The 14,818-nt window shown below is 38.2% G+C and carries 11 protein-coding genes; 6 read left to right on the top strand and 5 right to left on the bottom strand.

Annotation, left to right across the window (positions count from 1 at the left end):
- Positions 1-37: 37 nt before the first annotated feature.
- Genes BQ3481_RS10600 through BQ3481_RS10585 form a run of 4 tightly spaced genes read right to left on the bottom strand, consistent with a single transcriptional unit; the run spans position 38 to position 7,740 of the window.
- A complete protein-coding gene (locus BQ3481_RS10600) occupies positions 38-355 on the bottom strand; it encodes a ribosomal L7Ae/L30e/S12e/Gadd45 family protein (protein ID WP_157928230.1) in 318 nt (105 codons plus the stop codon).
- Positions 348-4,142, bottom strand: coding sequence for a DNA-directed RNA polymerase subunit A' (locus BQ3481_RS10595; protein WP_157928229.1), 3,795 nt, complete (start codon positions 4,140-4,142; stop codon positions 348-350). Before BQ3481_RS10595 ends, BQ3481_RS10600 begins: the two co-directional genes overlap by 8 nt.
- Positions 4,142-7,489, bottom strand: coding sequence for a DNA-directed RNA polymerase subunit B (locus BQ3481_RS10590; RefSeq protein ID WP_157928228.1), 3,348 nt, complete (start codon positions 7,487-7,489; stop codon positions 4,142-4,144). The genes BQ3481_RS10595 and BQ3481_RS10590 overlap by 1 nt, the downstream gene beginning before the upstream one ends.
- Positions 7,489-7,740 carry a DNA-directed RNA polymerase subunit H gene (locus BQ3481_RS10585; RefSeq protein WP_157928227.1) on the bottom strand — a complete coding sequence of 84 codons (252 nt, stop codon included), beginning with the start codon at positions 7,738-7,740 and terminating at the stop codon, positions 7,489-7,491. The genes BQ3481_RS10590 and BQ3481_RS10585 overlap by 1 nt, the downstream gene beginning before the upstream one ends.
- A gap of 172 nt (positions 7,741-7,912) precedes the next feature.
- On the opposite strand from BQ3481_RS10585, the gene BQ3481_RS10580 reads away from it, so the two are divergent.
- The 6 genes from BQ3481_RS10580 (at position 7,913) to BQ3481_RS10555 (ending at position 13,183) form a co-directional block, all read left to right on the top strand.
- Positions 7,913-8,815, top strand: a complete 903-nt coding sequence (locus BQ3481_RS10580; protein WP_231911798.1) for a PEFG-CTERM sorting domain-containing protein — start codon at positions 7,913-7,915, stop codon at positions 8,813-8,815.
- A gap of 64 nt (positions 8,816-8,879) precedes the next feature.
- Positions 8,880-9,443: a PEFG-CTERM sorting domain-containing protein gene (locus BQ3481_RS10575; RefSeq protein WP_157928226.1), complete on the top strand. Its 564-nt coding sequence runs from the start codon at positions 8,880-8,882 to the stop codon at positions 9,441-9,443.
- Between the two features lie 310 nt (positions 9,444-9,753).
- The gene (locus BQ3481_RS10570) at positions 9,754-10,644 is read left to right on the top strand and encodes a PEFG-CTERM sorting domain-containing protein (RefSeq protein WP_157928225.1); all 891 of its coding nucleotides are present in this window, start codon (positions 9,754-9,756) and stop codon (positions 10,642-10,644) included.
- A 70-nt stretch (positions 10,645-10,714) separates the two neighbouring features.
- Positions 10,715-11,560, top strand: a complete 846-nt coding sequence (locus BQ3481_RS10565; RefSeq protein WP_157928224.1) for a PEFG-CTERM sorting domain-containing protein — start codon at positions 10,715-10,717, stop codon at positions 11,558-11,560.
- 98 nt (positions 11,561-11,658) lie between these two features.
- Positions 11,659-12,633: a PEFG-CTERM sorting domain-containing protein gene (locus BQ3481_RS10560; protein ID WP_157928223.1), complete on the top strand. Its 975-nt coding sequence runs from the start codon at positions 11,659-11,661 to the stop codon at positions 12,631-12,633.
- Positions 12,634-12,844: 211 nt separating this feature from the next.
- A complete protein-coding gene (locus BQ3481_RS10555; protein ID WP_157928222.1) occupies positions 12,845-13,183 on the top strand; it encodes a hypothetical protein in 339 nt (112 codons plus the stop codon).
- Here BQ3481_RS10555 and BQ3481_RS10550 read toward each other — a convergent pair.
- The gene (locus BQ3481_RS10550; protein WP_157928221.1) at positions 13,176-14,741 is read right to left on the bottom strand and encodes a B12-binding domain-containing radical SAM protein; all 1,566 of its coding nucleotides are present in this window, start codon (positions 14,739-14,741) and stop codon (positions 13,176-13,178) included. The genes BQ3481_RS10555 and BQ3481_RS10550 overlap by 8 nt on opposite strands.
- Positions 14,742-14,818 lie beyond the last annotated feature (77 nt).

Here is a 14,818-nt window from a genome sequence, read left to right as displayed (position 1 = left end):
ATCTTGATAGAAAATAGATGGGGAAAAGCACATTGTGTTATTTCGTCTCTGTTTCAAGTTCTTTTGTTATTGCTTTGAGATTAGTATCACTTAGAGTCTTAAGTGACAATGCAGAAATTCTAAATTGCGTGCCACATAGTCTTCCAAGTTCTACTGAGGAACCATTGTAATGTAGTGTAGGAACCTTGGCATTTTTAGATGCTTCTTGTATTTGCTCGAGTGTTTTTTCTGTGATAGAGTTTGATAATACGATAACTTTTGAATTTTTTATGGTGTTGATTGCTTCTTTTGTGCCAAAAGAGTATTTTCCATCCTCAATTGCATCTTTTATTATTTTTTCTAATAGTTTAGCCATCTTGAACCACTCTCATGTATAGATCTACTGTTCCTGTACCGATTGGGATGTTTGCTCCTACTATAACATTTTCTGTTACACCTTTAAGTTCTTCAACTTCTCCTGCTAGTGCAGCTTCTGCAATTGTTGGAACGGTAATTTCAAATGCGGCTCTTGCAAGCACACTAGTCTTAGTTCCAGCAATTCCATGTCTCCCAATTTGTTGTAGATAGCCTTTAGAACACATCAGGTCTGATACCAACATAATATATCGTACATCCACCTCGAGACCTTGGTCTTCAAGAGTAGAACTCAATTCATTTATCAGTGAATTTCGTGCAGCTTCAATACCTAATGTACCTGCAATCTCAAAGATGTTATTAGTTCGAATATTTTTCTTATCAATGCCATCAATTTCCCATACTTTTGCTATGTTTGAACCAGACGTCTGTATAACCCACTCTTCTCCCTGTTGTACAATTGTAACTCTTTCTACATCTGTCACACCTTTTACGGTAGTAGATAGTATTTTGTTTCTCATTGCAAGAACCGTTTGAGTATCAGATTCCTCTGGCAGTGTCAGCGTAATTGAATTCCCACTGGGCTCGATCTCAAATTTCTTCTTGGAAGATTGTAATGCATCCACCACATCTTCAATTGTACATGCCCTTTCTCGCAGTTTGTCTTGGTTAAGATTGAGCTTAATCTTTGTAGAATAATCAGTCTCAGTACTAGAAATTAATGCACTAATTTTGGTATGTAGAATTTCTCTTGCTACTTTGATTGCCTTTTCTTTTGATTTCTTGTGATTTTCTTCCAAGTAGATATCCATTGTTGGTGTTACAGGCTTCTTTCGTGCATCAACAAGTTCAATCAATCTAGGAAGTCCCAGTGTTACGTTTCTTTCTCTTATACCTGCAAAGTGGAATGTTCTAAGAGTCATCTGAGTACCAGGCTCACCTATTGATTGAGCTGTTACTACACCTACTGCCTGACCAGGTTCAACCTTAGCATTATCATAAAGCTCTAGTGCTTTTTTACAGACTTTATCAACACCTTCTTTGCTAAGTTTTGATTCAAGTAGAGCCTCAAGCACAGTTTTTGACAAACGTGGATTGAATGTCTTTGTATATTTTTTTGCCAAATCTGCTATCTCTTCTTTTGTAGATTTCTTTCCAGAATCAATGATGCTCTCAGATTCTATCAATCTAGCAATCCTAAATGCCTCACCATGATCACTTTTTGCTACATCGATACCATCTTCTCCATAAAGAAATTGTATTATGTGACCGTGTGGATCTCTTACTGTTCCGTCATATTCTAGTTTAAGATGTTCAAGTGCATTGATGAGTCTTCTCTGCATGTAACCACTTTGTTGTGTTCTGACCGCAGTGTCAACAAGACCTTCTCTTCCACCCATAGCATGGAAGAAGAATTCCAGAGTGGACAATCCCTCCCTATAGTTAGATTTGACAAACCCTTTACCGTCTGGGTTGGCATCGTTTTCTTTAAAGTGTGGTAATGCTCTATTACTATAACCTTTGAGAATTCTTCTACCTCTGATAGACTGTTGACCCAATGCACCAGCCATTTGACCAATATTTAGCGACGAACCTCTAGCACCAGTAGTTGCCATTATTCTACCTGCATTGGTTTCATCAAAAGATTTATCGGCCGAATTTCCTGCCTTGTCTCTGGCTTTTGAAAGTTCATTTACAATGTATGCTTCTAATGCTTCTTCAGCAGAAAGACCCCTGCTAAGCTGTAGGGTACCTTTCTTTGCTTGAGCAATGAAATCATAGACTTTGTCATATGATTCTTGGATATTTTCAAGAATTCCATCTTTTGTCTTTGTTGCAAGTTCAAGATCAGCATAACCATAACTAAATCCATAACCTGTAATGAATTGTTTTAGCATAATCAGAATAGAGTTAAGGAAGTTCTTGGCCTCTTCATATCCATAATCTTTTGTGATTCTGTGTAGGACACTATCAGGTTCTTCTGCTCCAATAGACGCTTTATCAATCACACCACTAACTAGCTGTCCGTTTTTGATTACTACATCTTTTACTGGGCCCTTTGTACCTTTAGACCATTTTGATGTTATGACATAATTGAAGTCTTTTGGTAAGAAGAGTGAGAATAACTGTTTACCACTATAAAGTGATCCACCTTTTGCTTTTACTGCAGGTTCTGGAAATGTTCCATTATAACCACCCAACATTGCAAGGTTTGCAAATTCTTGAGGTGTTAATGTAGTATCATCTTTTGTAAGTAAATATGCACCAGTAATGAAATCACGTAATGCGCCAATTATAGGACCGCCGTATCTCGGAGAGATCAATTGGTCTTGTACACGCATTAAGAGTATAGCTTCTGCTCGTGCTTCTTCACTTTGAGGTACATGAAGATTCATCTCATCTCCGTCAAAATCAGCATTGTAAGGAGGACAGACGGATGGATGCAATCTAAAAGTCTTGCCAGGCAATACTCTGACATAATGACCCATAATGGACATTTGGTGTAATGATGGCTGTCTGTTGAACATCACTATATCCCCATCAGAGAGATGTCGTTCTACAAGATACCCTATTTCAATATTATTTGCAATGGTTTCTCGGTCTTCAACAAAGTCAAGTCTAATTTTCACCCCGTCTGGTCTTACAATATAATTAGCACCTGGAAATTTGCTTGGCCCGTTTATGACAAGTTTTTTCAGCCTCTCAATGTTCCATTCGGTAACAACTTCCGGAATTGTTAGTTTAGTTGCAACAGCCTCTGGAACTCCCACCTCAGAGATTTGTAAGCTTGGATCAGGTGAAATAACAGTTCTACTTGAAAAGTCAACCCTTTTTCCAGATAGTGAACCTCTGAATCTTCCTTCTTTTCCTTTTAGTCTCTGTGTAAGAGTTTTGAGAGGTCTTCCTGATCTATGGTGAGCTTGTGGAATGCCTGACACTTCATTATCAAAATAAGTCGTAACATGATATTGCAAGAGATCAACCAAGTCTTGTACAATAAGTGGAGGAGTTCCAGCTTCTTTACTTTCTTTTAGTCTCTGATTCACTCTTATGATATCTACTAGTTTGTGAGTTAGATCATCCTCAGATCTGATTCCTGTTTCTAGAATGATGGATGGTCTTACTGTAACTGGTGGAACCGGTAGAACTTGTAAGATAAACCATTCTGGTCTTGCTGTTGTAGGATCATATCCTAACAATTTCAGATCTTCATCAATCATATGTGAGAATCTCTCTCGAATTGTAATTGGAAGCAATCTGTTCTCACCAAGTTCAGTTCTTTCTATGAAAATTGTTGGTTTTGTGAATATCAATTCATATTGTGACTTGCCACAGTGAGGACAAGTTTTTTCTTTCTTGGCTCTTTCAATTATTTCAGTAGGAATATGTTTAATTGAAATTACGGTATACGCCGCTTCCTTTTTCATGATTTGGTGATATTCTTCTAGCTCTTCCTGTGGAATTTTTAATCTAGCACAGGATCTACATGTAGTCAACAAAAGTTTGTAGATATTATCTATGAATGCGATGTGTAAGACAGGTTCTGCAAGTTCAATGTGTCCAAAGTGTCCCGGACATCTTGCTGCAGTATTTCCACAGGTAAGACATTTCTGACCGGGTTCAAGTGTACCAAGTCTTCCATCCATCAATCCACCTTGAACAGACATTCCATCTTCGTCATAAGTTTCGGGTGCAGTGATTTCAGCAACAGAGTATTTTCTAATCTCTGTTGGAGACCAGACAGAGAATTTTATTCCATCAATTACTTTTATTGTTTCAAGTGCCATTATACTCTCTCCTTTATCAAAAGTCTAGGTGCGACATCAAGACTCATCATTTCCTGTAAAAGTAGTTTAAATGCATATGCAACAGAAATGGAGGTAACTTTTGCTTTGTCACCACATACTCTGCATACAAATCTTCTTTGTTTGATATCATAATATGAAACCAATCCACATCGTTCACAAATGTAGATATCAGCCTTGTCAGATTCATCTAACAATCTATCTTTTAGCATCATTGATGCTCCATACGCAATAAGGCAGTCTCTTTCCATTTCACCAAATCGCAAACCTCCACCTCTTGCACGTCCTTCTGTTGGTTGTTTTGTCAACATTTGGACTTGACCTCTTGCTCTTGCATGAATCTTGTCTGCAACCATGTGATGAAGTTTTTGATAATATACAACTCCAATGAATACGTCTACTGCAAATGGTTTTCCTGTTCTTCCATCATACATTACTTCTTTCCCAGAATATTTGAATCCGTTTTGCTCTAAAACGCCTTTTACATCTTCGAGTTTCTCTCCGACAAAAGCAGAGCCATCCATTTTACTTCCACGCAGTGCGGCAGCTTTTCCTGTTACAGATTCCAAAAACATTCCAACTGTCATTCTGGACGGGAAAGCATGCGGATTAATCAAAACGTCTGGAACTACTCCATCTGCGGTATAGGGAAGATCTTCTTGGTTTACAAGTAATCCCACAACACCCTTCTGACCATGTCTTGACGCAAATTTGTCTCCAATTTCGGGAATCCTAAGATCTCTAACTCTGATCTTGTACATTCTTCCTCCATCGTGCGATTGAGTCATAACAACTGTGTCAACGACTCCATTTTCAGATGGTCTGACTCCTATCGATGTATCTCTTCTGTATGGCCCCTTTACTTCAAATTCTCTATACTCTTCCATAAATCTTGGTGGGCTTGTTTTTCCAATCAGTATATCTCCACCCTGTGCTGTTGATTCAGTTGCAATAACTCCATCTTCCTCCAATAATCTGTATGCCTTGTCACCTCTAAATCCTCGAATATTTCCTTCGGCAGTTGGAATCTCAAAGTTATCTCGCATACCTCCAGGATATTGTTTTGCTTCAGCTTCATAGATTCTGTAGAAGAACGTTCTTCCAAGACCTCTATCAATGGACGACTTGCTCAAGACAATAGCGTCTTCAATATTATATCCATCAAATGGCAATACAGCAACAACACAATTTTGACCAGCAGGTCTGTCCTCCAATCCTAAAAGACCCATTGCTTTGGTATTAACAATTGGAGTTTGTGGGTACAACATCAAATGTTGTCGCACATATGTACTTGCATTCATGAGTGGAGTTGAAAAACCAAGACTTTGTTTTGCCATTGCAGATTCATATGTATTTCTTGGAGACTGGTTATGTTCTGGATATGGAATGATGGATGCGCCTGCTCCCAAAATTGCAGATGGGAATACTTCCATGTGAGTATGTTTCTTTATGTCAGTTTCATCAATTGCAATGTAAGAGTTTTCTTCTTCATTAGCATCTACCAACTCAATTATTCCCATATGCAAAAGATCTGTCCACGAAAGGAATTTTTTGCTTACCTTATCGATTAACTCTTGCGTTAAGAGAATTTTATTATCTTTGATTACAATGAGAGGACGCAAAACTCTTCCAGCATTGCAATTAACATAAAGTCGTTTAGTAGAACCCTCAAAGCTAGATTGGTACAGAAATATTCCAACGTGTGGATGAATCTTGAAGTTTCTCCTTAGATCTCGTAGAGAGTCAACGAGTCGTTGACCGTCCTTAAAGTATCCAATTAATCTACCGTCAACAAAAACTCTAGTACCTTCTTTTTTCAATTCATCTTTTGCGTCAGATACATAAGTTACACCCAAGTCATAGAGTTTCTCAATTATATCTTCAGATGGAACATTAACAGAAATTATTGCAGACAAGGCAAGATTCTTTACCAATCCACAATTCGAACCCTCAGGAGTTTCGCTTGGACATATTCTACCAAAGTGTGTAGCATGAAGATCTCTTGCTTCAAAGTTAGGTTGGCTTCTGCTCAGAGGTGACTGAATTCTTCTAAGATGACTAATAGTTGAAAGATAATTGGTCCTATCAAGAAGTTGTGTTACACCAACTCTGCCCCTGCCCCAATTTCCAGTTGCAATGGCATTATTCATTTTGTCAGTAACAATTCCAGGTCTAACAGCAGCTGCTACTGCGTTTATGCCTCTTTTTTGGCCTGATCTTTCCAGTTGATATTTCATATCTCGGACTAGATTTCTAAATGCTGTTCTGAAAAGATCAGCGAGCATTTGACCTGCGAACTTTATTACTTTATTTCCATAATGATCCTTGTCATCAGTAGCAATCCATCCCAATTTTAGTTCGATTAGTTTGCATGTAGCTTCCCCTAGAAATAGTGCTTTTTCTTTTCTATTGTCAGGATGTTTACCAAGATGTGGTAAAAGACCCCAATCAAGTAATGTTTCAGCTCTCTTAATCTGGAATTCTTCTAGCATACCAGGTGCAATTCTTTTACTGATGTAGACTATGGCATCTTTTGCGGTTGGCACATCACCTGACTTTTCAAATGAACCTTCAAGTTCATCTTGAATGTCATCCACCAATGATACCGAGGCAGCTATTTCCCTGTCAGATTCAAGACCTAGTGCTCGCATTAATGTAACTACCGGGATATCAACAGGAGAACCTGGAATCTTGGCAACAATAAGGCCATCGTTTTTCATTATTAATTCTAATTTTGCCCTATAGCCTACAATAGAAGAATAGACCTTGGCTTTGAAAACAGTATTACCACCAACTGTTTCTCTATCTACAATAATTTTATTGTAAGAAAGATCTTCCAATCCGACTATAACTCGTTCAGAACCATTTATGATAAAGTAACCACCGGGGTCACTTGGATCTTCACCGTGTTCTACTAATTTTTGTTCAGAAAGATTATGCAATATACAAGCATTAGATCGAACCATGACAGGCATGTCTCCGATGTGAATATACCTTGATTCTAGGATTTTTCCATCCTCTACAACACTTGCTTCAAGCATGATAGGAGATGCATATGTAACATTTCGCAGTCGTGCTTCCATTGGTGCAATATGAGTAATAGAGCCATCCAATTCCATCATACGCGGCTGTTGAAGTTTTACTTTTCCAAGTTGAATCTTGTATGGATATTCAGCACTTTCAATTTCAATTTGTCCAACTTCATCTATAATACTTTGAAGTCCCCTTTCAAGAAATTCATCATATGAATTAAGATGTTGTCTTGCAATTCCTTCTCTCTTTAGAATATCTTGAACGATGGGCCAGCGTTTGTTTGAAATATTTGCCATTATTCTTCCACCACGTACCTATAGTACAAACTCTCACCAGCAGTTGGGCTCTTTCGTGTAATTTTTATCATATCTCCTGGCTTTACCCCCAAACCTCTGATGGCAGGATCACTCACATAGATTAGCGGCATTTCAGTAGGCTTGGTATGATATTTTTCAAGAACCTTTTCGGCTTCGTCTTTATTTATTATCTCATGTTTTGGAACATAGATATGATCTGGAATGAGTATCTTCTCTTTTTTACTAATCATTTTTTAAAATCTCCTTTGAACATTAGCTGTAAACGTATGACTAATCCACAAACTAAGATGCATCCACCGAGAGGTTAATATATATCTAATTGGAAGTGTGTCAAAATTAGCATCTTTTGTCAATAATTTTTTCCGCAACTTTAAATAGTAAAAAAAATCACTTCCAACCAGGATGAGTACTCGCTTTAAAGGATTTGCGTTACTTGCAATTCTGCTTTGTGCTATAGGAGTAATGCCCGTTTTTGCTTCTCCATATGCTCTACAGAATCCAACAGGTTCAAATTCTACAAACGCTACATCTAGAAATACAGGTACGCTCGTTGGTTCTACATCCACAGGTCAAATCACCGTAACAACCGACAAGACTTCATACAATGATGGAGACAAGGTTGCAATATCAGGAAGTACACGAGACTATATTTCCGATACACCAATCACGGTCATCATCATCAACCCGATAGGAAACATTGTCAAAATTGATCAAGTGAATCTAGGATCGGACAGAACCTTTTCAACATCTATAATGGCTACAGGCACTCTCTGGCAGGCAGCAGGCACATATACAGTAAAAGTGCAATTTGGTAGCCCGGATAGATCAGCTGAAACAACCTTCCAATTCGCCGGCTCTACTGGCAGTTCATCATTAGGAAACACTATACCAGTTGATGGTACAAGCCTTTCTGTAAAATACAGCATAACCAATGGCAAAGTCCTTGGCATAAAGGCTGACATGCAATCAAAATCACTGATTGTATCAATACAGACTACTGGGGATGGAGTATTAACAGTAACACTCCCAAGAGCGCTGATTAATGCAACACTACCAACAGGTCAGGATGACAAGTACTATGTACTAGTAGACGGTCAGGAAGCTAATTTCCAGGAGACTAGCACTACAACAACCGACAGAACTCTATCAATTCCATTCACTGATGGAACTCAAGAAATAGAGATAATCGGTACACAGATAGTTCCAGAGTTTGGCCCAATCGCAGCTCTAGTACTTGCTATTGCAATAATATCAATAATTGCAGTATCAGCAAAGACTGGACTAAGATTTATGCCAAAGTACTAGGACGCTCTACTTTTTCATTTTTTTAAATATACATAAATATCCATTATGCTTAATCGCCAATAAGATGAGTACTCATAAAGAATATGCGTTGATCGCAATTCTTGCTACGGCAGCTGTAGTAGGTGTTGTACCTGCTTTTGCAGCAACCAACCCATATCTAGCATGCCCCGACTGTAACGACACCAGCAACATTCAACAAATACCACCAATAGCAATAACGGTGACAACCGACAAACCAGTTTACGATCACAATTCACAAATTATGGTCACTGGACATGTTGCAAATCCATACCCAGGACAAGATGTAACCGTAGAGGTAACAAGCCCATCAGGCAATGTAGTATCAGCGGCTCAATTACCCTTAGACAACAGTGGAAATTTTGTTACAAAATTAAGCACTGCTGGAAGTCTCTGGTTTGAGAATGGACAATACGCAATTACAGTACAACAAGGAGACCAGCAAGCAAGAGTTAATTCAGCTGTATTCCAACTCACAGGCGCACAAGCACAAACACCACCAGCAATTCCAGAGTTTGGCCCAATCGCAGCTCTAGTACTTGCTATTGCAATAATATCAATAATTGCAGTATCAGCAAAGACTGGACTAAGATTTATGCCAAAATACTAGGACGCTCTACTTTTTCATTTTTTATTACAGGATCTAGTGCAAACACAGATCGCATACATCTTGTACAGCAATAAAATATACAATTAGAAGACGTGGAAACATAATTCGACGTCAAGAGTATTTCAGATCAAAGTTTCACCAATTCAATAATTTCAATATTGAAAACAAGCATGGTATATCATACAAGTCTTATGACATCTCAAGAATTGGAACTTTAAACCGCAGTCACTTTTAAAATAACATTTGCCCATTAAATTTTAGTTGTCTTTTAAATATACATAAATAGTCTTACTTCATAATCGCCAATAAGATGAGTACTCATAAAGAATATGCGTTGATCGCAATTCTTGCTACGGCAGCTGTAGTAGGCATCATGCCGGCATTTGCTTTATCACCGGCAGATACAACAATGAATTCAAGCCAAATCAGCCCCAGTACTGGATCTCAACAAATTCTGCCAATTGCAGTGTCTACAGACAAAAGTGCATACGACAGACAGTCAATAGTAATTGTTACAGGACATGTCCAAAATTCCATAGGCGGACAAGCTGTTACCATGAAAGTTTCAGACCCCAATGGAAAGGTTGTAGAAGTAGATCAGATAACATTGAACAGCAACGGTGATTTTCAAGATAAAATCAACACCTCAAGCCCATTATGGACAGCAGGTGGAACTTATACCATTTATGTTCAAGCTGGCTCACAACAAGGACTACTATCGACAACAACACAGTTCACACTACCTGGTGGCGGACAGTCAAGTTGCACACCGCAACAACTTGCAGCTACAACTGGTAGTGAAATGTATTGTATCGACTACACCATCAACGGTGGAACAGTTTCTGGAGCAACATTGGATACTGCATCAAAAGCCCTTGTTGTAAACATACAAGCAACCAACGATGGTCAGATCACTCTTAACATTCCAAGATCAGTGCTTGATGCAAAAAGTGGTACAGGTGACAGTGTCTTTGCAGTTCTAGTAGACGGTGAACAAATACAACAATTCACAGAAACACCTTCCACAGACACAAGAACAATCACAATTCCATTCCAAATGGCATCTGAAAAAATTGAGATAATCGGTACACAGATAGTTCCAGAGTTTGGCCCAATCGCAGCTCTAGTACTTGCTATTGCAATAATATCAATAATTGCAGTATCAGCAAAGACTGGACTAAGATTTATGCCAAAATACTAGGACGCTCTACTTTTTCATTTTTTATTACTGACATAGCAAAGGAAATATACAACTGAAAGACAAATTCGATATGCAATACACTCCTATTCTCATGGCATTAATTTTATCTCTGTCAGCATTATCAATTCCCGTATTTGCACAAACCACACCATTGACATCTCCACCTGCACCGGCATCAATTACAACAAATATTGACAGGTCATCATATACTCTAGGGGACACAATTGTCATCTCAGGTCAAGTGCGGGCAGTAGTAGTTGGAACTCCACTAGTCATACAGATCTTTGATCCAAACAATGGCTTGGTTCAAATAGCACAAATTGACGTATCGCAAGACGGCAGGTACACAGACACCATCAAGGCAGTAGGACCATACTGGAAATTAAATGGGATCTATACAGTCAAGGTTCAATATGGCCCTCCAAATGTAACTGCACAAACTACTTTTGCTTTTCAAAGTACACCTACCATCATAAGTAATGCATTTCAACTCAAAGACCCCAATAGCCAGCAGACGTTCAATGTCAATTACACCATAAATGGTGGAACCATAAATACAATGACCATAGATGCCCAGAGTTTATCAGTAATTGTTTCAATAAATTCCACAAGTGACGGAACAGTCACCCTGCAATTACCAAGAAGTTTGATCGATGCAAAGACAAGTTCAGGTCAAGATGACACATTCATCATCCTAATAGACGGTGCAGAAGTAAAACCACAAAGTGAATCTGCAAACAATAATTTTAGAAACATAACTGTTCAATTCTTGCAAGGAGATCAAGATATAGAGATAATCGGTACACAGATAGTTCCAGAGTTTGGCCCAATCGCAGCTCTAGTACTTGCTATTGCAATAATATCAATAATTGCAGTATCAGCAAAGACTGGACTAAGATTTATGCCAAAATACTAGAACTACAAGTCAAATTTTCTTTTATCAATACATAAATACTCAAGATCCTTGAGTATTGGCTAGCAAGCATGAGAAGATCAAGCATCTGTTATATAATATTGTTGACAATCGCAGTAAGCATTGCAGTAATTGCATTACCAGTTTATGCACAAACCAGTGGAAGTCCTACAGTTGGAGGAGGGCCAGCCAATCCAAATGCAAATGTAACTACTGCTTACAAACTCTTACAACAGGAAGCAAATCGAACTGGAGTAATTCAAACTACAATTGCACCTTTATCCATCAATACAGATTTGCCTACATACAATCAAGGTGACACGGTAATCATGACAGGACATATCAGAGATCCTATAAACGCAACTGCTGTAACAATCAAAGTTATCAGTCCGCTTAAGAATTTGGTTTTCATCGGCCAGTTAACACCTGGAGCAGATGGAAGTTTTACCAAGACATTTGCAGCTACCGGGCAATATTGGAAAGATGCTGGAAATTACACAATAATAGCTCAATATGGAGTATACCTGAATTCAACTGCAAGGTTTCATTATAATGGTGGAGATGGAAGTACCACAGTTACCAAAGCTATCAATGGAACATATGGATTACAATCAGGAAATCAAATTTACAACATACCATACATCATAAAGGGTGGTACTGTTAGCAGCATGAGCATCTATGCACAGCAATACACTTTAGAAATTGCATTAAACACTAACGCAGATGGTTCTATCACAGTAACCCTACCTAGAAACATAATAGATGCAAAGGTACCGCCGCCTCCAAATCCTGATGCAAACTTGACTGGCGCGAAGGTAAACCCAGCAGGATTGGAAGATGCCACATTCATAGTAACAGATGGCGGAAAGCAGATTACACAGTTCAGTGAAACAAAGAATCAAAATGCAAGAACACTCAGCATCCCATTCAGCAAGGGAGATTCCAAGATTGACATAGTTGGCACCATCATAATTCCAGAGTTTGGCCCAATCGCAGCTCTAGTATTTGCTATTGCAATAATATCAATAATTGCAGTATCAGCAAAGACTGGACTAAGATTTATGCCAAAATACTAGTTCATTTTCATATTTTCAAGATTCAAAGAAATCTAGTAATTGCAATCAAGTCACACAATCGCGATAAATAACAGATTTTTCAAAGCATTACAAATCTAGCCTCAAAAAATCAGTAACAACATCAGACCATAAAGAGGTAACAAAGATACAATCAATGCAAATTGTGTAGATAGATCATAGATTATTATACAAGACCAAAGAAAGACAATCTATGGATTTTGAATTCGAAGAGTTTGATTCTCCCGAAGACATATTTATTGCCATGTCCACTATGGCTCCACCAATGAAAAACATTTTACCAATAAACTCATACAAAGGATATGTTTTTTCAATAATTCCCCTAACCCCTGCTTCTGGAAATTCGTATTTGATGATATATGTAAAAGGAAAACTTGATGGAAAGTTATTAGAGTTTGACATGAATCTGAAAAAATTTAAGAATGTAGAAAGTGCGGAAAGATCAGACAAGATCTATTTCGTCGTTTTGACTCCAAAATCAAACACTATTGCAGATGCAGCAATCAGAATACTAGAGAAAAAATCTACCTAGTATAAGAAGGAGCATTTACGGATCTGCTCCTTGCATATTTTTCCATTATATCTTCCGGAAGCTTGCCGTTGAACAAGTCTTTAGACAAACCTCTTAGATATCGCATTATTGCCCAAGTTCCAGCTTTTATCATGCCATACATGACAAGTTTCATAGGAGGACCAAATGTCTTGTTTCTAATAATTATAGGAATTATATCATTGATAACTCTCAGATTATGTTCCCAAGATTTCCAGAATAGTGTGAATTGGGCCTCATTGAGGTTACCAAAGTGCATAGAGTTCTTTTCATTAAAGTCTTGGTACAACAGAGGAGCAACAAGACCTCGCATTCTTGTTTTCTTGAAATCCTCAATCAAATCTATAGTATACTGTGTTTCATCAGGAGTCTCATCTGGCCAACCAATTATGATGGTTGCTGCCGGGAACCAATGATTCTCATTTAGTATTCTTGCGCCTTCTCGTACAACCCAGCCCCATTCATCTGTTGAAAACGGTTTTGTTTTTACACCAAGGTGTTTCTTAACCATTCTTGGTGCCACCGTCTCAATTCCAAGATTGGTGGCAAGCCATTTTTCATTACTCATGCCATTTACTTCAGACATGTCATGTAAAAGTTTGGGATCAGCACACACAGCTGAAAATGTCATGTGCGTTGTTCCAACAAACCTTGGACCTAGAGACTTTAGTCCTTTCCACAATTCAATTATGGCGTCATAATTTGGTTGAAAGTTTCTATTATCACATCCATAGAGAAGCATTTCATCAGAATGTAACCAGACAGAATCGAAACCGTAATTCAGATTCATTTTTGCTTCTTGTTGCAATCGTTCTAGCGGCAAATCTTTTTTCGATCTTTTGTTAACATCACAAAAGTCACATCCCCTTCCACACCCTCGCATTGCTTCAATCAGAGAATTAACAGTAGGTCCCTGAATCACCGGAATGTTTTGAATATTCTTAACAAAGCAATGCATTAGTTCAGGAGCATCACCTTTTTCAAGATCGTGAAAAAGATCCAAAGCTAACTCATCTGCCTCCCCTACAACAACAGTGTCAATTCCATGAATTTTCATTCTGTCAGTTTTTGCAAGCTCCCATGCTCCGTTCCCACCAACGACAACATGAAAATTATACTTCTTTTTTAGCTGGATTATCTTGGCACACATTCTCTTGAATTTCATTGCTACATAAGAGAGCTTTTCAGGCGACATGGTAGTAGTCACCGGCGCCATACCAAGTGGATCCATTACATTTATTCCAACCACTTTAGTATCAGGACCAATGCATTTTTCAAGATAATCAGGATTTGCAATAAACACATCGTCTCTTTTGTAACCTTGTAATAGTGCAGATTCTACTCTGCGTAATCCAACTTGAGCAACCTTGGCTTCACCAGTTATCTGATCAGTTTCAACTGGTGGACAGAATACTTTATCAAAGACCCATTCAGGAACCACTTCGTAAGGACCACATGCTATGAAACCATACAGAAAATTACCCCTATAATTGGTCATAAGGCTACGATCTGCAGTTAGAACTATTCTCCTTCCTGCCATTCCTTTCTTCGAGTTCTTTCTACTATGATATAAATCGTTTACCTTGCTATATCATTTTGAAAATTTTTACTTTTGAC

The sequence above is a fragment of the Candidatus Nitrosotalea okcheonensis genome, from assembly GCF_900177045.1.
Taxonomy (GTDB): Archaea; Thermoproteota; Nitrososphaeria; order Nitrososphaerales; family Nitrosopumilaceae; genus Nitrosotalea; species Nitrosotalea okcheonensis.
The sequence above is the reverse complement of the archived record's forward strand: the minus strand, read 5'-3'. Positions and strand labels throughout refer to the sequence as shown.